The following is a 23700-nucleotide window of genomic DNA, read 5'->3' on the forward strand; positions in this document are numbered from 1 at the left end:
AGAGAGGAGGACGTTCCGTGATCCCCACCGACCAGGCAAGGACCGACTGGGCCGACGCCGTCGACGCGGGGCCCGCCCCCGTACAGCTCGACGGCCCGCAGGGGTCCGCCCCTGCCATGACCGACACGACGACGAGTCCCACCATCGACGGCGGCCCCGCCCCGCGCCAGGGCGGCGGCGACCTCTCCACAGGGGAGATCGTCTTCGATTCGCAGGTCAACGACGCGGGCGCCGCGCCGGAAGCTCCCCGAGACCGTGACGACGACAGTGAGGCCCGGCCATGATCCTAGGTGTGCAGTTCCAGGGACAGGTGCCCGCCAACTCGACCCGCCGCTGGTTCACCCACAGCTGGCCGGAGGCCTGGCGGGTGGCGTGGATGGTGGCCCCGACGTGGCCCATGGTGGACGGTGACGCGCAGATCGAGTGGCGCGTGCAGGTGGACCGCCAGGCCGCGACGCTGCTGAAGTACTTCATCGAGATCCGCAATCTCACCGGCGGGCCGGTCGACATCGAGGCCCGCTACGCGGTGCTGAACTCCTAGCCGCCCCGCATGCCCGAAGTGCAGGGTGAGGTCGTTCTCACCCCCATGCTCGGCTCGTTCCAGGACGCGACGCTGCGCGTCCGCGTCCTGGACGTGACCGAGGCCGACGCGCCCGCCGGCCCGCTGGCGGAGCTGGCGCTGCCCGCGCTCTCCTACGACGGGAGCGCCGAGCGGCGCGTCCCGTTCTCCCTCCCGAGCCCCGCCTGGGACCCTCGCCGTACGGTCATCGTCACGGCGCACCTGGACCGGTCGGGCACCGGTGAGGTCGAGGCAGGGGACGCGCTCACCACCCGCGCCGAGCCGGCCTCGCAGGACCGCCTCACCCTCTTCCTGACGCCGATCCGCGGCAGCTGAAGCGGTGAACGGCGGCGCCCTGGCGCAATTCTCGCGTGCGTGCGGTCATGAAGTAATTCTTTGAGCGAAATGATCAGAACCGTGGACCCGCGGACGCCTCGGAGTGACAATCCGATCGTCAACACAAGATCGCGGGAGGCCAGGCGGCTTTCCGCCCGGGCGTAATCCCTGCTCGGCTTCGGGTGAGGCGCGTACGCGGAGCGTCTTCACCGGCCACTGGTCGGGGACCGTGGACAACATCCGCACCTACGACGGCGTCCTGAGCGCCGAGCAACCCCTGGTTGGCAGCCCAGTAAGTCCCCCACCCTCACTGGGAGAGGTTCATGGACCCGCAGGATGAGTTCGACCTGCCAGAAGCTCGCTGGAATCGTTTACCCGAACCCGATAAACCAGACCTTCCGGACATGTCGTGGAACGCCTTCCGGGACGTGGCCAAGCCCGTGTCCGCATGGCCGCGCCGGCTGGCGGCCGCTCTGTCGATGGTCCTCGTGGTGCCTCTGGTCAACGCCATGCCCGCCTACGCGGCGCCGCGTTCGGCCCCGGCGGTGCAGAAGGAGACCCCGGTCAAGGGCACGAGCGTGCCGGTCCAGCCGCCGGAGGCGGATCCCGTCGCCGAACGGGCGTGGAAGGCGGCGCCGGCGGTCACCTGGCCCAAGCCGCAGAAGGCGGAGCTGGGGAGCAGCAAGGCTCCCGCAGGGTTCCCCGTGCGACTGGCCGCCGACAAGAGCGGCAACCGCAGCAGCGACCAGAGCGGCGATCCGGTGAGCGTGGAGCTGCTCGACACCGACCGGCTCGGCCTGGCCATGCGGGTGTCCCCGGGCCAGGGCGTCGCGGCCGCCAGGGCGGGCGGCAGAAAAACCGAGCTGAAGATCGACTACTCCGGTTTCCGTTACGCCTACGGCGGCGACTACGGCGCCCGGCTCGGCATGGTCAAACTCGCGGAATGCGCGCTCCAGTCGGCCACCGCCACGGCCGAATGCCCGCAGCCGGAGCCGGTCAGGAGCAGCAACGACCCGAAGACCGGCACGCTGAGCGCCCAGGTCGAGACCGGCGCCGTGTACGCGCTGGCCGCCGCCCCCTCCGGCCAGTCCGGCGACCACTCCGCCACCTCCCTGTCAGCCTCGTCCGACTGGAGCGTCGGCACGCAGACCGGCGACTTCTCCTGGAGCTACGACCTGCGCACCCCGCCCGCGCTGGGCGGGGAGGAGCCGGAGCTGTCGCTCTCCTACTCCTCGCAGAGCGTGGACGGCCGCACCGCCTCCACCAACAACCAGGCGTCCTGGGCCGGTGACGGCTTCGAGTTCAGCCCCGGCGGCTACATCGAGCGCCGCTACAAGTCCTGCTCGATCGACGGCAGGAAGACCGGCGACCTGTGCTGGGACCAGGAGAACGCCGTCCTGTCGCTGGACGGCTCGTCCATCGAGCTGGTCAAGGACGCCACCAGCAAGCAGTGGCGGCCGAAGCGGGACGACGGCACCAGGATCGAGCTGCTGACCGGTGCCACGAACGGCGACAACAACGGCGAGTACTGGCGGGTCACCACCGCGGACGGCACCCAGTACAGCTTCGGCCTGAACCGGCTGCCCGGCTGGGCCAGCGGTAAGGCCGAGACCAAGTCGGTGCAGACGGTGCCGGTGTTCGGCAACAACAGCGGTGAGCCCTGTTACAGCAGCACTCCGGCCAACGCCTGGTGCCAGCAGGGTTACCGGTGGAACCTCGACTACGAGGTGGACACGCACGGCAACGCCGCCACGTACTGGTACACCCAGGAGAAGAACTACTACGGCCGGAACTCGAAGCCCGAGCAGGGCACCGTGTACGACCGGCACGCGTACCTGACCCGCATCGACTACGGCTACCTGAGCAACGAGCTGTTCACCAGGAATCCGGCGTCCCGGGTGCTGTTCGAGACGGCCGAGCGCTGCCTGCCCAGCGGCACCGTCACCTGCGCGCCCGGCGAGCTGAAGAAGGAGACCGCGAGCCACTGGCCGGACGTCCCGTTCGACCAGATCTGCGACTCGGGGGTGAAGTGCACCGACCGGCTCGCGCCGACGTTCTTCACCCGCAAGCGGCTGACCAAGGTCACCACCCAGGTGCTCAACGCCGCCGGTCAGTACTACCCGGTGGACTCCTGGGCGCTGACGCACCAGTTCCCCGCCACCGGTGACGGGCTGAGCCCGGCGCTGTGGCTGGCCTCCATCCAGCAGACCGGTCACGTGGGCGGCACGATCACGCTGCCGAAGACCACGTTCAAGGGCGTGCAGCTGCCCAACCGGGTGGACGCCACCGAGGGCCGCGCGCCGCTGGTCAAGTGGCGCGTCCAGTCCGTCGACAACGGCACGGGCGGCGAGCTGAGGGTCAACTACAAGGCCGCCGACTGCCAGGCCGGCGCGCTGCCCGCCGCCGACAAGAACACCAAGCTCTGCTTCCCGCAGCGCTGGTCCCCGCCGAACGAGGCGGAGGTCACCGACTGGTTCCACAAGTACGTGGTGGCGCAGACGGTCGAGGTCGACCGGGTGGCCGCCTCCCCGAACGTGGTCACCAGCTACGAGTACCTGGACGGCGCCGCCTGGCGGTACGCCGACAACATCCTGGTCAAGCCCGCACACCGCACCTGGTCGGACTTCCGCGGCTTCGGCCGGGTCCGGGTCCGTTCGGGCGACGGCCAGGACACCAAGCGCACGCTGACGGAGTTCCGCTACTTCCGCGGCATGCACGGCGACAAGCAGGCCGACGGCTCCAAGCGCAACGTGCAGGTGGTCGACTCCGAGGGCGTCAAACTGGACGACCTCGACCAGTACTCCGGCTTCGAGCGCGAGGAGATGCTGTACGACGGCGACGGCGGCTCCCTGCTGAAGGCCACCGTCGAGGCGCCGTGGTCGGTCAAGACCGCCGAATCCACCCAGGACGGCGTCACCAAGGCCGCGTACGTGGTCGAGGCCGAGTCCATGGTCACCCGTACCGCGCTGCCCGGCGGCAAGTGGCGGCGTACCGGCGAGGCGCGTACGTACGACGCCAAGGGTCTGCTCACCACGGTCGAGGAGAAGGGCGACCTGGCCGGCACCGACGACGACCGGTGCACCCGCTACACCTACGCCCGCAACGACACGAGCTGGATGCTCGACTACACCAGCCGCGTACAGAAGGTGGCCGCTCCCTGCTCCGCCTCCATGTCCACGCTCGCCGCCGGAGAGCTGATCTCGGACGAGAAGGTCCAGTACGACGGCAAGGCGTTCGGGCAGGCGCCGAGCAAGGGCGACGTGACCGCGGTGCAGCAGGTCGTCAACGCCGACGGCAGCACGGTCACCGACACCGCGCACACGTACGACGTCTACGGCCGCGAGACCAGCGAGACCGACACGGTCGGCACCAAGTCCGTGACCAGCTACACCCCGGCCACGGGCGCCCTGCCGACCGAGATCAAGGAGACGAACGACCTCGGCCACGTCGACCGTACGATCATCGAGCCGGCCTGGGGCGAGCCCGTCACCGAGATCGACACCAACAACCGCCGCGTCGACATGGAGCACGACGCGCTGGGCCGCCTGACCAAGGTCTGGCAGTCCGACCGCAGCAAGGCGGGCGGGCAGTCGCCCAACACCGAGTACTCCTACACGATGCGGGCCGACGGCCCCAGCGTCGTCACCACCAGGACGCTGCGCGCCGACGGCGGCTACACCGAGAGCCACGAGCTCTACGACGGCCTGATGCGCGAGCGCCAGACCCAGGAGCCGGCGCCCACGGACGACCAGACGCAGGACCCGGCCCTGCGCGACGGCCGCACGATCACCGACACCTTCTACAACTCCCAGGGCGAGGACTACAAGCAGAACACCGGCTACTTCGCCACCGGCGCGCCGTCCACCGCCCTGCTCGCGGTGGCAGACGCGGACGTGCCGAACCAGGTCGAGACGCTGTTCGACGGCGTGGGCGACGCCAAGGCCCAGCTGCTCAAGGCCAAGGGCGTGGAGAAGTACCGGGTCACCGCCCAGGACGACGGCGACCGGGTGCACACGACGCCGCCGCCGGGCGGCACGGCCACCACCCGCATCGGCGACGCCGAGGACCGGCTGATCGAGCTGCGCCAGTACAAGGGCGCGACCCCGACCGGCGAGTACGAGGCCACCAAGTACACCTACGACCACGCGGGACGCCTGTCCACGGTCACCGACCCGGCGGGCAACGTCTGGAAGCACCACTACGACTTCCGCGGCCGGGAGATCAAGACCGAGGACCCGGACAAGGGCGTCACGACGATGACGTACAACGACGCCGACGAGCTGGTCTCCACGACCGACTCACGCGGCAAGACCCTCTGGTACGTCTACGACGCCCTGGGCCGTAAGACCGAGATGCGCGAAGGCTCGGCGACCGGCCCGCTGCTGGCCGAGTGGAAGTACGACGCGCTGGCCAAGGGACACCTGAACGCCAGCATCCGGTACGTGGACGGGCAGGCGTACAAGGCGGAGATCAACGCCATCGACGCCGACTACCGCCCGCTGCGCGAAACCGTCACCATCCCGGCGCGGGAGGGCAAGCTGGCGGGCTCCTACCAGCTCAACACCCGCTACACGCTCGACGGCCAGGTGCAGTCGGTCAGCTTCCCGGCCGCCGGAGGGCTGGCCGAGGAGCAGGTCGTCTACAGCTACGACGCGCTCAGCCAGCCGGTCAAGGTCACGGGCCTGTCGGCGTACGTGAACGCGACCCGCTACTCCAAGCTCGGCGAGACCCTGCAGTACGAGCTGGGCGACAACGGCAAGAAGACCTGGCTCACCTACACCCACGACGAGTCCACCCGCAGGCTGACCAGCATGCGGCTGGACCGCCAGAACACGACCAAGACCGATCTGGACGTCAACTACAGCTACGACGCCGTCGGCAACATCACCAAGATCAATGATCGGGCGAACCAGGACACGCAGTGCTTCACCTATGACCACCTGCGCCGGTTGACCTCGGCGTGGGCGGCCACGGACGACTGCGCGAGCGGTTCACCGCAGTCCGGCAAGATCGGCGGCGTGGCCCCGTACGCGGTCAGCTACGCCTACGACGTCACCGGCAACCGGACGAAGGAGACCAAGCACGCCTTCGGCGGCGCGGGCGAGCAGGTGCGCGACTACACCTATCCCGCGGCGGGCGGCAAGCAGCCGCACGCGCTGCAGGCCGTCGGGGCGGACGTGTTCGCCTACGACGCGGCCGGCAACACCACCCGGCGCAAGGTCGGCACCTCCGACCAGAACCTGGTGTGGGACGCCGAGGGCAACCTGGAGTCGGTGACCGAGGCCGGCAAGACCACGTCGTTCGTCTACGACGCGGAGGGCGACCGGCTGATCCGCAAGACGCCGACGGACGCCACCCTCTACATCGACGACATGGAGCTGCGTCTCGACCACGCCAAGGACGTCGTCGAGCAGACCCGCTACTACACCATCGGCGACGAGCCCATCGCGGTCCGCACGCCGGACGACCAGGTGTACTTCCTGGCCAGCGACCACCAGGGCACCGCGCAGGCCGCGGTGAACGCCGGCACCGGCGACCTGGCCGTGCGCAGGCAGACCCCGTTCGGTGAGGACCGCGGCGCACCACCGCCGTGGTGGCCGGGCCAGCGCGGGTTCGTCGGCGGCACGAAGGACGCCTCGACCGGGCTCGTCCACCTGGGCGCCCGCGAGTACGACCCGAGGCTCGGCCGGTTCCTGTCGGTGGACCCGATCATCGACGACACCGATCCGCAGCAGCTCAACGCCTACGCCTACGCCAACAACAGCCCCGTCAGCATGAGCGACCCCGACGGGCAGTGGGTGTGGGTCGTGGTCGGGATCGGCGTCCGCGTCGGCGTCAAGTGGTGGCTGAAGAAGCAGGCCAAGAAGAAGGCACGCGAACTCGCGCTCAGGAAGGCCAGGGAACTGGCCAGGAAGAAGGCACTGGAGGAGGCCAAGAGGAAGGCCAGAGAGGAGGCCAAGAGGAAGGCCAAGGAGGAGGCCAAGAGGAAGGCCGCCAGAGAGGAGGCCAAGCGCAAGCTCAAAGAGGCGGCCAAGAAACGCGCGGCAGAGAAGAAGAGGCGGGCCCGCGAGGCGGCGCAGCGGCGCCGGGCGGCGGCCAAGGCCCGCCGGGAGGCGAGGAGGGCCGAACGCGAGGCAGCGTTCAAGCGTCGCATGGCCAAGGCCGCCCAGCGGCGCAACCGCCGGGCCGGCCGTCTCCCGGCCGGCATCCAGCACGCGCGCTCGCGTCCCGCCAGGCGGCCCACGAGCCACCGCTCCACCCAGCGGCAGTCACCGCCGAAGGCGAGCAGGCAGCCGGCACAGCCACGGCCCAGCCAGGTCTACCGCAACGACGGCAGCGTGCAGCCGACCCAGTCGTACACCGTGTACGGCAACGGCCGGATGTACCCGCAGGGCAGACCGCCGTCGAACCTGCCGAACGGCGGCGGCAGCGGCCAGGGGCAGCGGCAGATCTTCCGGCCCGAGAAGATCGAGATGGAGGTCAACACCAGGCGAGGGGCCATGGGGCACCTGGGGATGCGTGGCGGGAAACTCGGCGACGACTTCGCCGACTTCCTCGACACCTTCCTGGGCGGCCTCGGCTGACCCCGATCTCGTAGCGACCGGCGCGGGACCCTCACGGTCCCGCGCCGGTGGCGCGTCATGAGCGGGTGTCGACCTCCGGCGCTTGATGAGCGGGGCCCCACCGCCGGCAAGGCCGTCACCCGGATCAAGGTGGCCGACCGGCTCCCGGTGCTCGGCTGGTACGACGAGAAGCACCTGCTCGCCCCCGTCCGCGACGGCTTGGGCGTCGTCGACCTCACGGGCCGGACCGTCGAGACCCTGATCAAGGTCGGCAAGAACGAGAACATCTACCCGTACTTCGACGCCCGCACCAAGCGCTGACCCGCCACCTCCGTGCCGGTGCGGGTCAGGGGGACGGGAGTCCGCCCGTTCCGGCGCCGCCCGGCCGGCCGGCCTTGGGAGTCGGCGGCCAGCCGGTGCAGGTGACGGCGTTCGGCCTCGTTCAGCCGCAGCGCGGTCGCGATCGCCTCCAGGACCCCCAGTATTCGCCTTCGCCGCGTCGCCGGCCGCACCCTGCCGGTGTCAGGCAGGGTGCGGCCGGGTCGAAGAGGTGGTGGACGCGTCGCGCTCAGGCCGGCCGGTCGGCGGCCTCGACGATCTTCTCGAGGCGGCCGAGCACCGTGGTGAGATGGTCGATCTGCCGCTTGATGCGGGCGTGCTCGGCGGCCAGCATGGCCCGCTGGTGCTCGGTGGTGGTGTCGGTCTCGATGCAGGGGAGCAGTTCGGCGATGCGGCGGCTGGACAGGCCCGCGGCGTAGAGCTGCTGGAGGATGTGCACCCGGGTGACCGCGTCCTCGGTGTACTCGCGCTGGCCGCCGGGGCCGCGGCCGGGCGTGAGGAGCCCCTGTTCCTCGTAGTAGCGCAGGGCGCGGACGCTCACCCCGGAGCGCTGGGCGACCTCTCCGATGCGCACCGTGCCTCTTCTCGTCGGACCTCTGGCCGAAAACCCTCGGACGCAGGACTTGAACCTCACGTCAACGGTAGGTCTTACCGTACCTGACATGACCACACCGAACACGGAACCGAACACCCGCCCCGCGTCCGGTCTCCGGATCGAGGGCGCGGTCGCGCTCGTGACCGGCGCCAACCGGGGGCTGGGCCGCCATTTCGCCCGCCGGCTTCTGGAACGCGGCGCGGCGCGGGTGTACGCGACCGCCCGGCGTCCGGAGGCGATCGACCTGCCCGGCGTCGTGCCGCTGCGGCTGGACGTGACGAACGACGACGAGGTACGGGCCGCGGCCGCCGCGGCGGGCGACGTGACGCTCCTGGTGAACAACGCCGGGGTCAGCCACTCCACGAACGTCGTCACCGACGACCTGGCCGCCGTACGCGCGGAGATGGAGACCAACTTCTGGGGCACACTGGCCGTCGTGCGGGCGTTCGCCCCGGTGCTCTCGGCCAACGGGGGCGGGGCGATCCTCAACGTGCTCTCCGCGCAGTCCTGGCACGCCTATCCCGGGACGAACGGCTACCACGCCTCCAAGGCGGCCCAGTGGGCGTTGACGAACGGCGTGCGGCTGGAGCTCGCCGAGCAGGGCACGCTCGTGACCGGGCTGCACCTGGGAGCCGTCGACACCGACTTCAGCGCGGGCTACGACGGGCCCAAGGGCGACCCGGGCGTCGCCGTACGGGCCGGCCTGGACGGGATCGAGGCGGGCGAGGTCGAGGTGCTCGCCGACCCGTGGAGCGCCCACGTCAAGCAGGCGCTGGCCGACCACCCCACCCGGCTGAGCGACGAGATCCGCGCCGGCATCGTCTGATCAGGACGTGCGGAGCCGGCGAAAGCACGCACCGGATGGCGGACGGGCGCTAGTTGAGCTCGGCTTCGTCAGAACCGGAGAGGTCATCGTGCGAAGGCGCTGACGCGGGGTCGTAGGCGGGGGGAGTCTCGGACTGCCACCAGGAGTTCCTGCGGGTGCTCACCGTGTAGCCCTCTCCGCCGTACAGAGATTCGTAGCGGACTTCCAGATCCATCCGCCGCGTGATGAGTTCCAGGAACGCGTTGTTCGCGGCCGGGTTGTGGTCGTCCACGGTCAGCAGGTAGTCGGTGTGTCCGGGCGGGACTCCCATGCCGTCGGAGAGGGCTGACGCGCGTGGATAAGGAGCGATGTCCCTGCGTACGTGCTTCGACGTCTCCCTGTTCCACGACCCCAGTTCTTTGCCGTCCAGCCAGACGCGGGTGCCGGTGATGATGGCGGGGCCGAGGCCGGTGTTCACCATCCAGATGCCCGCTCGCTGCCCCGCCGAGATCTTCAGCCGCAATTGGAGGAGGGGGCGGAGCGTGTGCCGGTTGTGCAGGCGGGTGGCGCGCACCTGGTAGACGGATACCACGAGCGAGGCGATGGCGATGACGACGGCGCTCAGGGCTATGACCGTCTGTGAGTCCATGCTGGCTCCCGCTGTGAAACCGCCGCGGACACAGTGCTGAACCGATCACCCTGTCAACTCCTGGCTGAACCCGGAAAGTTCCGGTAACCGGCACGCGGTCCCCGCCTTCCGAGAAAGACGGGACCGCGTCGGCGGCGTGCAGACCTGTGACTACTCCCATGGCGGTCAGGGTTCCTCGCCCCGGCCCGCGCGGACCGCGTCGCGCACCTGCGGCTCCGAAAGTTTCGGGAAAATACTTAAATGTTTCTCTGTCGCAGACGGCCCGGATTGCCTATTGTTTCGAACAGACGCGTTACGGGGCGGCCATATTGGGCCCATCTGATGCTGCTGCGAGTCTGGGAGTAGGTCATGCCCACGAAACATTTCGGTATCCGGCCGTGGTGAACGGCGACGCCCGGCTGACGCTTCCCGACCTGCTCACACGTCGCGCCCAGGAACAGCCGGACAGCCCGGCCCTCGTGGTGGCCGAGGTCGGGACGCTCTCGTTCGGCGCCTGGGACCGGCGCTCCAACGCGGTCGCCCGCGCGCTGATCGATCACGGCCTGCCGTCCGGCCACCGGGTCGGGCTGCTGTTCGACGAACGGGACTGGATCGACCTCGCCGTCACCTGGTGCGCGGTCCTGCGGGCCGGTTGCGTCGCCGTGCCGCTGTCCGGCCGGCTGGCCCCCGCCGAGGTACGCCACGCGCTGACCGACTGCTCCGTGAGCGCCGTGCTGCACGGGGCCGGCGTCGATCCGCCGGACGTGAACGCCTGGCGGGCGACACCGGCGGAACTGGATCAGGGGGACGAGGGCCCGGTGCGGCGGGACGTCTTCCCCGGCGGGCTGGCGCAGATCATCTACACGTCCGGCACCACGGGCCGGGCCAAGGGGGTCGGCGCCACCCATGCCAACCTCGCCTACGGCGTCTCCGCCGAGCCTCGGCGCCGCACGCTCCTGCACTCCCGGCATTTCCTGCACGCCTTCCCCATCGGCAGCAACGCCGGACAGACCATGCTGGTCAACTCCCTGGGCGCCCGCCCGGCCGCGCTGACCCTGCCGCGCTTCACGCCCGCCCGCTTCGCCCGGCTGATCGAGTCGTACGGGGCGGGGACGGTCTTCGTGGTGCCCGCCATGGCCATCGAGCTGCTCAACGCCCGCGTCCAGGAACGCCACGACCTGTCGAGCGTACGGCTGCTCGGCTCCACCGCGGCCAGCCTGCCGCCCGCCGTGGCGGCCGCGATGGCCAAGGCGTTCCCGAAGGCGACGATCGTCAACTACTACACCTCGACCGAGGCGGCTCCGGCGCAGACCGTGATGATCGTGGACCCCGCGCGGCCCGCGTCGGTCGGACGGCCCTCCTCGGGCGGCGACCTCAAGATCGTCGCCGCGGACGGGCGGCGCGCGAAAGCCGGGGAGCGGGGGGAGGTCTGGCTGCGCTCGCCCGCCGGAACCCGCTCCTACTACCGCGACCGGCGGTTGAGCGACGACATCTTCCGTGACGGCTGGGTGCGCATGGGCGACGTCGGCTACCTCGACGAGGACGGTTACCTCTACCTCGTCGACCGCGAGAGCGACGTCATCAAGTCCGGCGCGCACAAGGTGTCCACCCTGCAGGTGGAGGCCGCGCTGTACGAGCATCCGTCGGTCGCCGAGGCCGCCGTGGTCGGGGTGCCGCATCCGGTGCTCGGCCGGGTCACCGCGGCCGCCGTCGTGACCCGGTCCCCGGTCACCACCGCCGACCTGCGGACGTTCCTGATGGACCGGCTCGCCAGGCACGAGTTGCCGAGCCGGTTGCTGTTCGTGCCCGAGCTGCCGAAGAACCACCTCGGCAAGGTGGTGAAGTCGCGGCTGCGTGACCTGCTCGGGCCCCCGGCGGACGGCTCCACGTGACCACACGACGCTTGCGAACACAGAAAGAACGCACATGACGCACTGCCAGGAGAGCATTCCGGCCTCGTTCGTTCAGCAGGACATGTGGGTCGGCGAACGCATGGGGGCGGGGCTGACGTACCACATGCCGCTCGTCCTGTGGTTCGACGGCGCTCTCGACGTGTCCGCGCTGCTCGGCGCGTGCGCCGGGGTGGTCGCCCGGCATCCGGTGCTCGCCACCGCCGTCGCGGAGAGCGGCGACGGGCTCCGGCTGGTCCCCGCGGCCGAGCCGGCCGTGACGATCGCCCACCTGCCCGATCCCGCGCCCGACGCCCTCCAGCGGTTGATCGGGCAGGAGAGCGCGCGGGAGTTCGACCTGGAGAAGGGGCCGCTGGCCAGGTTCACGCTCGTGCCGGCCGGATCCGGGCGGCACCTGCTGCTGTTCGTCGCCCACCATCTGGTCTTCGACGGCATGTCCAAGGACATCCTGGTACGTGACCTCGCCCAGCTCTACGCGTCCGGCTCGGACGGGGCGGTGGAGCCGTTGCCGTTCGCCTGGCGGGAGCCGGAACCGGAGGTGCTGGAGGCGGCGCGGGAGTTCTGGGCCGGGCGCTGGACGGAGCCGGCCGAGATCGTGCTGCCGGGGCAGCGGCGTACCGGCAGACGGTACGGGCCCGGCGCGCAGATCGACGCCGGGCTCGACCACGAGCTGAGCCGCTCCGCCGCGAAGGCCGCGGCGGCGACCGGCGCGTCGGTCTTCGAGGTGCTGCTCGCCGGGGTGCACGCGCTGCTGTTCAGGCACGGGGCGGAGAACGTGGCGGTCGCGATCGACGTGACCACGCGCGGCCCCGGGACCCGTGATCACATCGGCCCGTTCGTCGGCGAGCTGCCCGTGCTGTCGCGGCCCGAGGCCGGTCAGGCGTTCCGCGCGTTCGTCCGGGAGATGCGCGACGAGCTGCGTGCGGTGTACAGGTTCCGTGAGGTGCCGCCCGCGCGGGTGCTGGGCCAGGGAGCCCGGGGCGCCGCCGTACCCGTGTCGATCAGTTACCGCAGGCTGGAGGCCGACCCCGTCTTTCCCGGCGTGAACGTCACCGTGGACCGCATGATGTTCGGGGGAGGCGCGCGCAACCCGCTGCACCTGCAGATCCTGGACGGTCCCGACGGGCTGGCCCTGTGCGTCCGGTACGACCCGGCGGCGGTGGACGGGGACGTCGCGGCCCGGTTCGCCGACGGTCTGCGCGCCCTGCTGCGCCACGCCGCCGACGATCCCGACGCCCGCCTGGGCGAGCTCGACGTCATGCCCCCGGCGGAGTCGCGGCGGATGCTCGTCGAGTGGAACGACACCGAGGTCGCCCATCCCGCCGGGGCAACCTTGCCGGGTCTGTTCGCCGAGCAGGTGCGGGCCCGTCCTGACGCGTGCGCCGTCACGTTCGGGGAGCGGTCGCTCACCTACGCGGAGCTGGACGCGGCGGCCGCACGGCTGGCCGCCAGGATCCGGCGCGCCGGGGTCGGGCGCGGGGAGCTGGTCGCCGTGCACCTGCGGCGGTCCGACCTGCTGCTGGTCTGCCTGCTCGCCGTGCACAAGGCGGGCGCCGCGTATCTGCCGCTCGATCCCGACCATCCCGCGGAACGGCTCGCCATGATCGTGGCCGACGCCCGGCCCGCGCTGCTGCTGTCCGAGACCGCTGTGCCGGACGGGTTGCCCGGGCCCGTGCTGCTGGTGGATCCCGCGCTCCCGGCGGACGGGGCACCGGCCGCGAGCCCGGCGCCGGAGGAGCCGGTCGCGGGTCTGGCGCCGGAGGAGCCGGTACGGCCGGCGTCGCCAGAAGAGACGGCCTACGTCATCTACACCTCGGGTTCGACGGGACGGCCCAAGGGGGTCGAGGTCGATCACGGCAACCTGGCCAACCTGCTGCTCGCCATGCGTGACCGGCTCGGGTCCGCGCCCGGTGACACCTGGCTCGCGCTCACCTCGCCCGCGTTCGACATCAGCGCCCTTGAGCTGTACCTGCCGCTGATCGTGGCCGGCCGGGTCGTCGTCGCGCCCCACGACGCGGTGCGGCGGCCGGAGGCGCTGGCCCGGCTGGTCGCCGCGCAGGGCGTCACGCACGTGCAGGCCACGCCGTCGGTGTGGCGGCTGCTGCTGCCCGGCGGCCTGGCCGGGGTGACCGCGCTGGCCGGGGGAGAGGCGCTGCCGCCTCAGCTCGCGCGGGAGTTACGCGCCCGCTGCGACCGCGTCGTCAACGTGTACGGCCCGACCGAGACCACCATCTGGAGCACGTACGGCGAGCCGGGCGAAGGTGATGTGCCGATCACCATCGGCCGGCCCCTCGCCAACACCCGCATATACCTGCTCGACGAGGCCATGCGGCCGGTGCCGATCGGGGTGCCGGGCGAGCTGTGCATCGGCGGGGCCGGGGTGGCGCGGGGCTACCGGGGCAGGCCCGCGCGGACGGCCGAGCGATTCGTTCCCGATCCCTTCGGTCCTCCCGGGGGACGGCTGTACCGTACCGGCGATCTGGCCCGCTACCGGCCCGACGGCGAGATCGAGTTCCTCGGCCGCCAGGACGGGCAGGTCAAGCTGCTCGGCCATCGGGTCGAGCTCGGCGAGATCGAGACCCGGCTGCGGGAGCACCCCCAGGTCGGCGAGACGGCGGTGGTCGTCCGTGGTGGGGACACGGACGACCACCGCCTGATCGCGTACGTCGTCCCCGCGCCGGGCCGGGCCGCCCCCGACGCCGGCGCCCTGGCCGCCCACCTGGCCAGGACCCTGCCCGCCGCCACGGTGCCGAGCGCCTACGTGGTGCTGGACGCCCTGCCGCTGAACCCGATCGGCAAGCTGGACCGCGCCGCCCTCCCCGACCCCTCCGCCGCCACGGGCCGAAGCCAGGACCAGGACCAGGACCCGGGCCTGGATCGTGGGGCGACGCTGGTCGAGGAGGTGCGGCGGATCTGGTGCGAGGTGCTGGAGCTGGACGACGTCGGCCCCGACGACGACCTGTTCGACCTCGGCGGGCACTCGCTCACCATCACGCAGATCTCGGCCAGGATCAGGGACGGCATCGGCGTGGACGTGTCGCTGGACGCCTTCTTCGACGATCCGACCATCACGGGGGTGGTCGAGGAGATCGTCCGGCTCCGCGGGGCCGCGACCGACGAAGGGGACACTCGGCCGGCGGAGATCCTGCCTCGCCCGGACGGGGTCGATCCGCCGCTGTCGTTCGTCCAGGAACGGCTGTGGTTCCTGCAGCGGTTCGACCCGGACGACGCCTCGTACAACATGTACCTGGTGTTGCGGCTGCGCGGCGAGCTGGACACCGATGCGCTGGATGCGGCGCTGCACGCGGTGGTGGCCAGGCACGAGAGCCTGCGCACGTCGTTCGGCGACGTGGACGGCGAGCCGATCACGGTCGTTCATCCGCCCGGTCCCGTGGCCTGCGAACGCCTCGACCTGTCGGGCTCGCCCGACCCGGAGGAGCGGGCGCTGCGGCTCGTCGCCGACCGGACGAACCAGCCGTTCGACCTGGCCGGGACGCCGCCGCTGCGGATCAGCCTGCTCCGGCTCGGGCCGCTCGACCACGTGCTGTGCTTCGTGCTGCACCACATCATCGCGGACGGGTCCTCGCTCGGGGTCCTGTTCGACGACCTGTTCGCCCTCTACCAGGCGCGGACGCGGGGCGAGGAGGCGGATCTCGTGCCGCTCCGGGTGCAGTACGGCGACATCGCGCTGTGGCAGCGGGAACGGGACTCGGGCGAGGCCGCCGCGGAGTCGCTGGCCTACTGGCGCGAACAGCTCGCCGGCCCGCCCGTGCTCGACCTGCCCGCCGACCTGCCCGGCGGGGAGCGGCCCGAGGGCGCGTTCCACTCCTTCCCCGTGCCCGCCGAGCTGGTGTCCCGGCTGGAGCGGCTGGCGCAGGAGCACAACGCGTCGCTGTTCATGGTGCTGGTCGCCGCCTACCAGGTGCTGCTGGCCCGGCACACGGGGCAGGACGACATCCTGGTCGGCACGCCGTGGGCGACCAGGGACCGGACGGAGCTGGAGCCGGTCATCGGGTACCTCACCGACACGCTGGTCCTGCGCGGCGACCTCGCCGGGGATCCGGTCTTCTCCGACCTGCTCGACGCGACCCGCCGCACCGTGCTCGACGCGCACGCGCACCGGACCGTGCCGTTCGAACGGCTCATCGGCGAGCTGGGCGTGCCGCGTGACCTCCATCGCAATCCGCTGCTGGCCACCATGATCATTCTGCACAGCCAGGCGGGGGAGGGGACGCCGCCGGAACGGGTCGGCGACCTCGGGGTGGAGCTGTTCGACGGCGGGTATCGCCAGGCGAAGTTCGATCTGTCCCTGGAGACGTGGCGCAACGAGCAGGGGCTGCTCGCGGTGCTCGGCTACGACGCCACCCGGTATCGCGCGGCCACCGTGCAGGGGCTGGCCGCGCGGTTCGAGGTGCTGCTCCAGGGCATCGCGGACGCCCCCGGCACCCCGATCTCGCGGCTGCCCATGCTGACGGACGCCGACGCGGCCGTCCTGTCGAACTCCGGCGCGGGGGTCCCGGCAGGCTCCGGCACGGAGGTCCTGGCGGGCTCCGGGGCGGCTGTCCTGGGCGCCTCGGCGCAGGGTGATGTGGACGCCCGTCGCGGCGTCGCGGAGACGGTGCCCGCGCTCATCGAGCGGGCCGTCGCCGCCACCCCCGACGCCACGGCGCTGCTGTGGGACGGCGAGACGATGAGCTACGCACGACTCGACGCCAGGGTGGCGCGGCTCGCGGCGGACCTGCGGCGGCGTGGCGTCGCGGGCGGGTGTGTGGTCGGGGTCTGCCTGCGGCGCTCGGCCGAGGCCGTCGTGGCGTTGCTGGCCGTGTGGCGGGCCGGCGGCGCGTACCTGCCGCTCGATCCGGACTATCCCGACGAACGGCTCGCCTTCCTGATCGCGGACAGCACCGCACGCCTGGTGGTGACCGACGCCGGACTCGCGCCGAGGTTGCCGGCGGAGAAGGTCGTGCTCGTTTCCGCCGGAGAACCAGGGGCCGCCGGCGAGCCCGGGCCCGGAGACGAGCCGGGGTCCGCCGACGAGCCGGGGCCCGGCGACGACCGGTGGGCCGGCGGCCGGCAGCCGGTCCAGCCGGACGACCCGGCGTACGTGATCTACACCTCCGGATCGACGGGCCGGCCGAAGGGAGTACTGGTCGAGCACGGCAGCCTGGCGGGGCGCGTGCGCTGGATGCGGGAGGCGTACGGCATCGGGCCGGACGACCGGGTCGCGCAGTTCGCCTCGCTCAGCTTCGACGCCCACGCCGAGGAGCTGTACCCGGCGCTGACGGCGGGCGCGGGCGTGCTGCTCCTGCCCGACGGCGCCGCGTCGCTCCCGGACGTGCTGCGGACCGCGGCCGGTGGCCGGGTCACCGTGCTGGACCTGCCCACCGCCTACTGGCACCGGCTCACCGAGGCGCTCGACGACGTGACCTGGCCGCAGCCGCTGCGGCTGGTGATACTCGGCGGCGAACAGGCGCACGCGGCGGCGGTGGCCAGGTGGCGCGACAGGTTCGGCGACCGGGTACGGCTGGTCAACACCTACGGGCCCACGGAGGCCACCGTCATCGCCACGGCCACCGACCTCGGCGAGGCGGACACCGCCGGCCGCCCGCCCATCGGCCGGCCGATCGGCGGCACGACGGCGCACGTCCTCGGCCCGTACGGCGAGCCCGTGCCGCCGGGCTTCCCCGGCGAGCTGTGCCTGGGCGGGGAGGGGCTGGCGCGGGGCTATCCGGGACATCCGGGGCTGACGGCCGACCGGTTCGTCCCCGATCCGTACGGCCTGCCGGGGTCCAGGCTCTACCGGACGGGCGACCGGGTGCGCCGGCGGCCGGACGGGACGCTGGAGTTCCTGGGCCGGTTCGACGCCCAGGTGAAGGTCCGCGGCTTCCGGGTGGAGCCGGGTGAGGTGGAGACCGCTCTGCTGGCCCATCCGGGTGTCCGCCAGGCGGTGGTGACGGCGGACGGGGAACGGCTGGCCGCGTACGTGGTCGGGCCGGCCGGGCCGGACGAGCTGCGTACGTGTCTGGCCGCGACCCTGCCGGCCCATCTGGTGCCCACGGCCTGGGTGAGCCTGGCGGCGCTGCCGCTCACGATCACCGGCAAGGTGGACGTGGCCGCCCTGCCCGTGCCGGGGCCCGGCCCCGTCGCGGAGTTCGTGCCGCCGCGTACGGACGCCGAGGCGCTCGTGGCCGGGATCTGGGGCGAGCTGCTGGGCGTCGAGGCGGTCGGCGTCGACGACGACTTCTTCGCACTCGGCGGGCACTCCCTGCTGGCGACCCGGGTCGCGGCCCTGCTGCGGAACGCGCTCGACACGGAGGTGCCGATCCGCACGGTGTTCGACCAGCCGACGGTCGCCGGGCTCGCGGCGGCGGTCGAGAGGCTGGTGATCGAGGAGCTCGCCTCGCTCACCGACGCCGAGGCGGCGGATCTGCTGGAGGTGGGGGAGTGACCGACTCGGAGACCTCGTCGGAGGCATCGTCGGGGACGTCGTCCGGGGCTTCGCCCGGGGTGTCGTCCGGGGCTCTGTCGGCGGCCAAGCAGGCGTTGCTGGCGCAGCGGCTGCGGCGCGGGGCGGCGGCGGTGCCGCGCCGCACCATCCCCGCGCGCTCCGCCGACGAGCCGCCGCCGTTGTCGCACGCGCAGGAGCGGCTGTGGTTCCTGGAGCAGTTCGCGCCGGGCACCGCCCAGCTCACCATCCCGATCAGGCTGCGGCTGCGCGGCCCGCTGGACGCGGGCGCCCTGGCCGCCGCGCTCGACGCCGTCGTGGCCGGGCACGACGCGCTGCGCATGCGCTTCCCCGCCACGGACGACGGCCGCCCGCGCGTGGTCCTCGCCGACGACACCACGCTTCCGCTGACCGTACGCGACGCATCCGGCGAGGCCGCCGCGAAGGCGCTGGCCGAGCAGTTCCTGGCGGTGCCGTTCGGCCTCGTGGCGGGCCCGCCGGTACGGGCGCTGCTGGTGCGGCTGGGCGACGACGATCACGTTCTGGTGCTCGCGGTGCACCACATCGCCGCCGACGGCTGGTCGGCCGACGTGCTGATGCGCGAGGTCTTCACCCGCTACGACGGCCGCACGCCGCCCACCCCGCAGGTGGCGTACGGCGACTACGCGGCCTGGCAGCGCGGCCTGGCCCCTTCCCCTCGCGACCTGGACTTCTGGCGGGACAGGCTGGCCGGCCTGGAGCCGCTGGACCTGCCGGCCGACCGGCCCCGCCCGCCGGAACGCACCTACACCGGCGCCGCGCACCCGTTCACCCTGAGCCAGGAGGCGGCCGCCGGGCTGGCCCGGCTCGGGCGCGAACACCGGGCCACGCCGTACATGATCATGCTGTCCGCGCTCGCCGCGCTGCTCGGCCGGTACGCCGGCGTCGAGGACGTCGCCGTGGGATCGCCGGTGGCCGGCCGCCAGGTCCCCGAGCTCGACGGCGTGATCGGCTGCTTCGTCAACATGCTGACCATGCGGGTGGACCTGACAGGCGACCCGACGTTCGCCGAGCTGGTCGACCGGGTGCGGAGCGTCGTCCTGGACGCCTTCGCCCACCAGGACCTGCCGTTCGAGCAGCTCGTCTCGGAGCTGGACCTGCCGCGCGACGTGTCCAGGTCGCCGCTGTTCGGCGTGATGTTCGCGATGCAGAACTACCGGAACGGGGCCATCGATCCGCCCGCCGGGCTGACCGTGGCCGACTTCCCCGTGGACGCCTGGGCGACCCGCTACGACCTGGAGCTGTACGTCGGCGACGACTCGGGCGGGATGTTCGTCTACAACACGGACCTGTTCGAGCCGGACACCGTCGAACGCCTCGCCGGCCACCTGTGCACGCTGCTGGAACGGGTCGCGGCCGGGCCGGACGTGCGGCTCTCGGGGATCGACCTGCTCGGCGCGGACGAACGCCGCCTGGTCCTGGAGGTGTGGAACGACACCGCGGCCGCCTTCCCCGGCGACGCCACGTTGCACGGCCCCATCGAGGAGCGGGCGGCGCGTACGCCCGACGCGGTCGCGGTGCGCTTCGAAGGGCGCGCGCTGACGTACGGCGAGTTGAACGCGGCGGCGGACCGGGTCGCACGCACGCTGCGCGGCCTCGGCGCGGGCCCGGGGTCGGTGGTCGCCGTGTGCGCCGAACGTTCGCTGGAGCTGCTGCCCGGCCTGCTCGGCGTGCTCAAGGCGGGTGCGGCGTACCTGCCGATCGACCCCGACTATCCGCCGGACCGGGTGGCGTTCATGCTGGCGGACGCCGTACCGGCCGTGGTGCTCACCCAGAGCGGGATCCGCCCCTCGCTGCCGTACACCGCCGCGGCCATCCTCGACCTGGACGATCCGGACGTCTGGACCGGCGCTTCCGGCCCGCTGCCCGACGTGCGGCCCGACGACGTCGCCTACGTCATCTACACCTCCGGTTCCACCGGCCGGCCCAAGGGCGTGCCGAACACCCACGGCGGCATCGCCAACCGGCTCGACTGGATGCAGGAACGGTTCCGGCTGGGGGACGCGGACGTCGTGGCGCAGAAGACGCCGCTGAGCTTCGACGTGTCGGTGTGGGAGCTGTTCTGGCCGCTGCGCAGCGGGGCGAAGCTGGTGCTCGCGACGCCGGGCGGCCACAAGGACGCCGCGTACCTGCGCGAACTGATCGTCACGGAAGGCGTGACCACCACCCATTTCGTCCCGTCGATGCTGGCCGTCTTCCTCGCCGAGCACGGCGCCGGGGGCGCTGCCGACAGCGCCGGCGGTTGCGGCTCGCTGCGGCGGGTGATCTGCTCGGGCGAGGAACTGCCCGCCGACCTGGCCCGCCGCTGCGTCGCGACGCTCCCCGCCGCCGAACTCCACAACCTGTACGGTCCCACCGAGGCGGCCGTGGACGTGTCCGCCTGGCACTGCCTGCCCGCCACCCTGACCTCGGCGGCCCGCGTGCCGATCGGCACCCCCATCGCCAACACCACCCTGTACGTGCTGGACGCCGCCATGTCCCCGGTGCCGATCGGGGTGCCGGGGGAGCTGTTCATCGGCGGCGCCGGCCTGGCCAGGGGTTACCTGAACCGTCCCGCGCTCACGGCCGAGCGGTTCGTGCCGGACCCGTACGGCCCGCCGGGATCGCGGCTCTACCGCACCGGCGATCTGGTCAGACGCCGCTCCGACGGAGTGCTGGAGTTCCTCGGCCGGCTGGACGCCCAGGTCAAGCTGCGCGGGCTGCGCATCGAGCCCGGTGAGATCGAGGCCGCCCTGCGTGCTCTGCCCGCCGTCGGGGACGCCGCCGTGATCGTCCGCGACGACCGCCTGGTCGCCTACGTCACCCCGGACGCCGACCGGACCGGCCCCGCCGACGGTGCGGACGTCCTGGAGGCGGTGCTCGATCACGGCGCGCTCCGGACCGAGCTGAAGAAGACGCTTCCCGACTACATGGTCCCCGCGGCCTACGTCACGCTCGCCGCCCTGCCCCTGAGCCCCAACGGCAAGCTGGACCGCCGCCGGCTCCCCGCACCCGTGGCCGCCAGGGACGCCACGGTCGAGTTCATCGCGCCGGACACACCCACGGAACGGACGCTGGCCGCGATCTGGGGCGAGCTGCTGGGCGTCGAGGCGGTCGGCGTGGCCGACGACTTCTTCGACCTCGGCGGCCACTCCCTGCTCGCGACCCAGGTGGTGGCCCGGCTCCGCCAGCAGGCGGGCGCCGTGGTCAGCGTCATGGACGTGTTCAAGCACCGCACCCTCGGCGAGCTGGCCGCGCTCGCCGACATCCCGCCGGACCGGCGCGGCCCCCGCTCGCTGCTGCACCGGCTGACCGCCGCCCGGAGCACGAGCTCCGTCCTGAGCTACGTGTGCGTCCCGTACGGCGGCGGCAGCGCCGTCGTCTACCAGCCGCTGGCCGACGCCCTGCCGGACGGGCACGCGCTGTGGTCGGTGGCGATCCCCGGCCACGACGTGGGCGTCGACGAGGACAGACTGCCCTTCGACGAGCTCGCCGAGGGATGTGTGCGCGAGATCCTGGAGAAGGTCGAGGGCCCGATCGTCCTGTACGGCCACTGCGGCGTCGGCTCGGCCCTGACCGTGGAGATCGCCCGCCGGCTGGAGGCCGCGGGCAGGGACCTCGAAGGCGTCTACATCGGCGGCATCTTCCCGTTCGCCCGTCCGCGCGGCCGGGTGATGTCGCGGATCGCCAGGATCGCCGAGGCCGAGCGGCTCCGCAGCGACCAGCGCTACGTCAACTGGCTGATCTCGCAGGGCGTGGACATGAGCGACCTCGATCCCGCGCAGGCGCGGCGCATCGTACGGAACATGCGCCGCGACTCGCGCGAGGCCGAGGAGTACTACACCCGTCTGTTCGAGTCGGGCACGCGACGGCTGAACGCTCCCGTGATCAGCGTTGTGGGGACCGAGGATCCGGCGACGGACTACTACCAGGAACGTTTTCGCGAGTGGCACTTCCTGACCTCGGTGTCGGCGGTGGTCGTGCTCGCGGAGGCGGGGCACTTCTTCCTGAAATATCGGGCGCAAGAGCTGTCCGAGATCGTCACCACCCTCCACCGGAACCTGAAGGAAAAGACCCCCCGGGAGTCGGAGGAACCGGCGGCGCGGAGCGGTGACCGTACCTGGTGGCTGCACGACGTGTCCCACGCCGGCGCGCTGTCCGCCCCGGCGGGAGCCCAGCCCGGCATCGGGCGCTTCCTCGCCATCGCGCTGAGCCAGCTCGTGTCCGTGACCGGATCGGCGCTGACGGAGTTCGCCGTACCCCTGTGGATCTACACCACGACCGGATCGGTGGCGTTGTTCGCCCTGATGGCGGTCGTGGGCCTGGTGCCGGGGATGCTGACCGCGCCGATCGCCGGGGCGATCATCGACAGGACGAGCCGGCGCCGGGTGATGCTGGCGGGGGACACCGCGGCGTTCACGATCCAGCTCGCGCTGGGCGTGCTGCTGTGGACCGGGAATCTGTCCACGGGGATGATCTATCCGCTGCTGGGCTGCCTGTCCGTCGCGCTCACGTTCCAGCGGCTCGCGTACTTCTCGGCCGTGCCGCAGCTCGTGCCCAAGCACTATCTCGGGCACGCCGTCGGCATCACGCAGCTCGGCAACGGCACCGCCCAGCTCCTGGTGCCCATCTTCGCCGTCGGCCTGCTGTCCGCCATCGGGCTCGGCGGCATCCTCCTCCTCGACATCGCTGGCTACGCGGTCGCCATCGTCGTCCTGCTGGTGGTGCGGTTCCCGGCCACCATGCCCTGGCGACGCCGGGAGTCGATCAAGAACGAGATCCTGGGCGGGCTGCGGTACTCGCTGGGTCATCGCGGGTTCGTCGCCATGCTGCTGTTCTTCGTCGTGCTCAACGTGTTCCTCGCGCCGCTGCTGCTGATGTTCTCGCCGCTGGTGCTCTCCTTCGCCGGGCTCGCCGACGTCGGCAGGATCGCCTTCCTGGCCGGAGCGGGGACGTTCGCGGGCGCGCTCGTCATGATCGTCTGGGGCGGCCCGCGCCGGCTGCGCCTGCGCGGGGTCCTGCTGTGCAGCCTCGTCCTGGGCTGCTTCTGCCTGCTCACCGGCCTGCGCGCCGACCTGGCCGTGATCGCCGTCGGCGTGTGCGGCATCACGCTGTGGATCACCCTGCTGAACGGCATCTACACCACGATCGTGCAGGTCAAGGTGCCGCAGCGGTTCCACGGCCGGGTGTTCGCGATGAACACGCTCATCGCCTGGTCCACGCTGCCGATCGGGTACGCGCTCGTCGCCCCCTACGCCGCCGCGCTGCTCGACCCGCTGCTGCTGGACGGCGGCGCGCTGGCCGGCACGGTCGGGGCGGTCATCGGCACCGGCCCCGGTCGTGGCATCGGATTCATGTACGTGCTCTTCGGCCTCGTCATCGTGGCGATCACGCTGGCCGCCATGCGGGTGCCCGCGCTGGCCCGCTTCGACCGCGAGGTTCCCGACGCCGTCGCCGACGACCTGGTCGGCGTACGAGCCCTGCGATCCCAGGAGGAATGAC

At 72.0% G+C, this 23700-nt stretch carries 11 protein-coding genes; 9 read left to right on the plus strand and 2 right to left on the minus strand.

The features are described 5' to 3' along the window. Positions 1-17: 17 nt before the first annotated feature. The 5 genes from OIE67_RS03595 to OIE67_RS03615 all read left to right on the plus strand — a co-directional run bounded on the left by OIE67_RS03595 (position 18) and on the right by OIE67_RS03615 (position 7779). Entirely contained in the window at positions 18-284 is a 267-nt protein-coding gene (locus OIE67_RS03595) for a hypothetical protein (RefSeq protein WP_326636614.1), read from the plus strand. Positions 285-292: 8 nt separating this feature from the next. After that, positions 293-541, plus strand: coding sequence for a hypothetical protein (locus tag OIE67_RS03600; protein ID WP_326636616.1), 249 nt, complete (start codon positions 293-295; stop codon positions 539-541). A gap of 9 nt (positions 542-550) precedes the next feature. Further along, positions 551-895, plus strand: a complete 345-nt coding sequence (locus tag OIE67_RS03605; protein WP_326636618.1) for a hypothetical protein — start codon at positions 551-553, stop codon at positions 893-895. 404 nt (positions 896-1299) lie between these two features. Continuing rightward, positions 1300-7479 (plus strand): RHS repeat-associated core domain-containing protein, encoded by a 6180-nt coding sequence (locus tag OIE67_RS03610; RefSeq protein WP_326636620.1) that lies wholly within the window; start codon positions 1300-1302, stop codon positions 7477-7479. A gap of 57 nt (positions 7480-7536) precedes the next feature. Further along, positions 7537-7779 carry a hypothetical protein gene (locus OIE67_RS03615; RefSeq protein WP_326636622.1) on the plus strand — a complete coding sequence of 81 codons (243 nt, stop codon included), beginning with the start codon at positions 7537-7539 and terminating at the stop codon, positions 7777-7779. A 247-nt stretch (positions 7780-8026) separates the two neighbouring features. On the opposite strand, the gene OIE67_RS03620 is transcribed toward OIE67_RS03615, so the two are convergent. Further along, positions 8027-8371 carry a MerR family transcriptional regulator gene (locus tag OIE67_RS03620; protein WP_326636624.1) on the minus strand — a complete coding sequence of 115 codons (345 nt, stop codon included), beginning with the start codon at positions 8369-8371 and terminating at the stop codon, positions 8027-8029. A gap of 88 nt (positions 8372-8459) precedes the next feature. Between OIE67_RS03620 and OIE67_RS03625 the strand changes: the two genes are divergently transcribed. Beyond that, positions 8460-9218, plus strand: a complete 759-nt coding sequence (locus OIE67_RS03625; protein WP_326636627.1) for an SDR family oxidoreductase — start codon at positions 8460-8462, stop codon at positions 9216-9218. A gap of 49 nt (positions 9219-9267) precedes the next feature. Here the strand turns inward: OIE67_RS03625 and OIE67_RS03630 are convergent, their stop codons facing one another. Further along, on the minus strand, positions 9268-9846 hold the full coding sequence (locus tag OIE67_RS03630) for a hypothetical protein (RefSeq protein WP_326636629.1): 579 nt from the start codon (positions 9844-9846) through the stop codon (positions 9268-9270). Positions 9847-10226: 380 nt separating this feature from the next. Between OIE67_RS03630 and OIE67_RS03635 the strand changes: the two genes are divergently transcribed. From OIE67_RS03635 to OIE67_RS03645, 3 genes are read left to right on the plus strand one after another with little or no spacing between them, the layout of a single operon-like run. After that, on the plus strand, positions 10227-11717 hold the full coding sequence (locus tag OIE67_RS03635) for a class I adenylate-forming enzyme family protein (protein ID WP_326636631.1): 1491 nt from the start codon (positions 10227-10229) through the stop codon (positions 11715-11717). A gap of 34 nt (positions 11718-11751) precedes the next feature. Next, positions 11752-18183: a non-ribosomal peptide synthetase gene (locus tag OIE67_RS03640; protein ID WP_326636632.1), complete on the plus strand. Its 6432-nt coding sequence runs from the start codon at positions 11752-11754 to the stop codon at positions 18181-18183. After that, positions 18180-23699 (plus strand): non-ribosomal peptide synthetase/MFS transporter, encoded by a 5520-nt coding sequence (locus OIE67_RS03645; protein WP_326636634.1) that lies wholly within the window; start codon positions 18180-18182, stop codon positions 23697-23699. The genes OIE67_RS03640 and OIE67_RS03645 overlap by 4 nt, the downstream gene beginning before the upstream one ends. The last annotated feature ends 1 nt before the right edge of the window (position 23700 follow it).

Origin of the sequence: Nonomuraea fuscirosea (assembly GCF_035917475.1) — a bacterium.
GTDB lineage: Bacteria > Actinomycetota > Actinomycetes > Streptosporangiales > Streptosporangiaceae > Nonomuraea > Nonomuraea fuscirosea.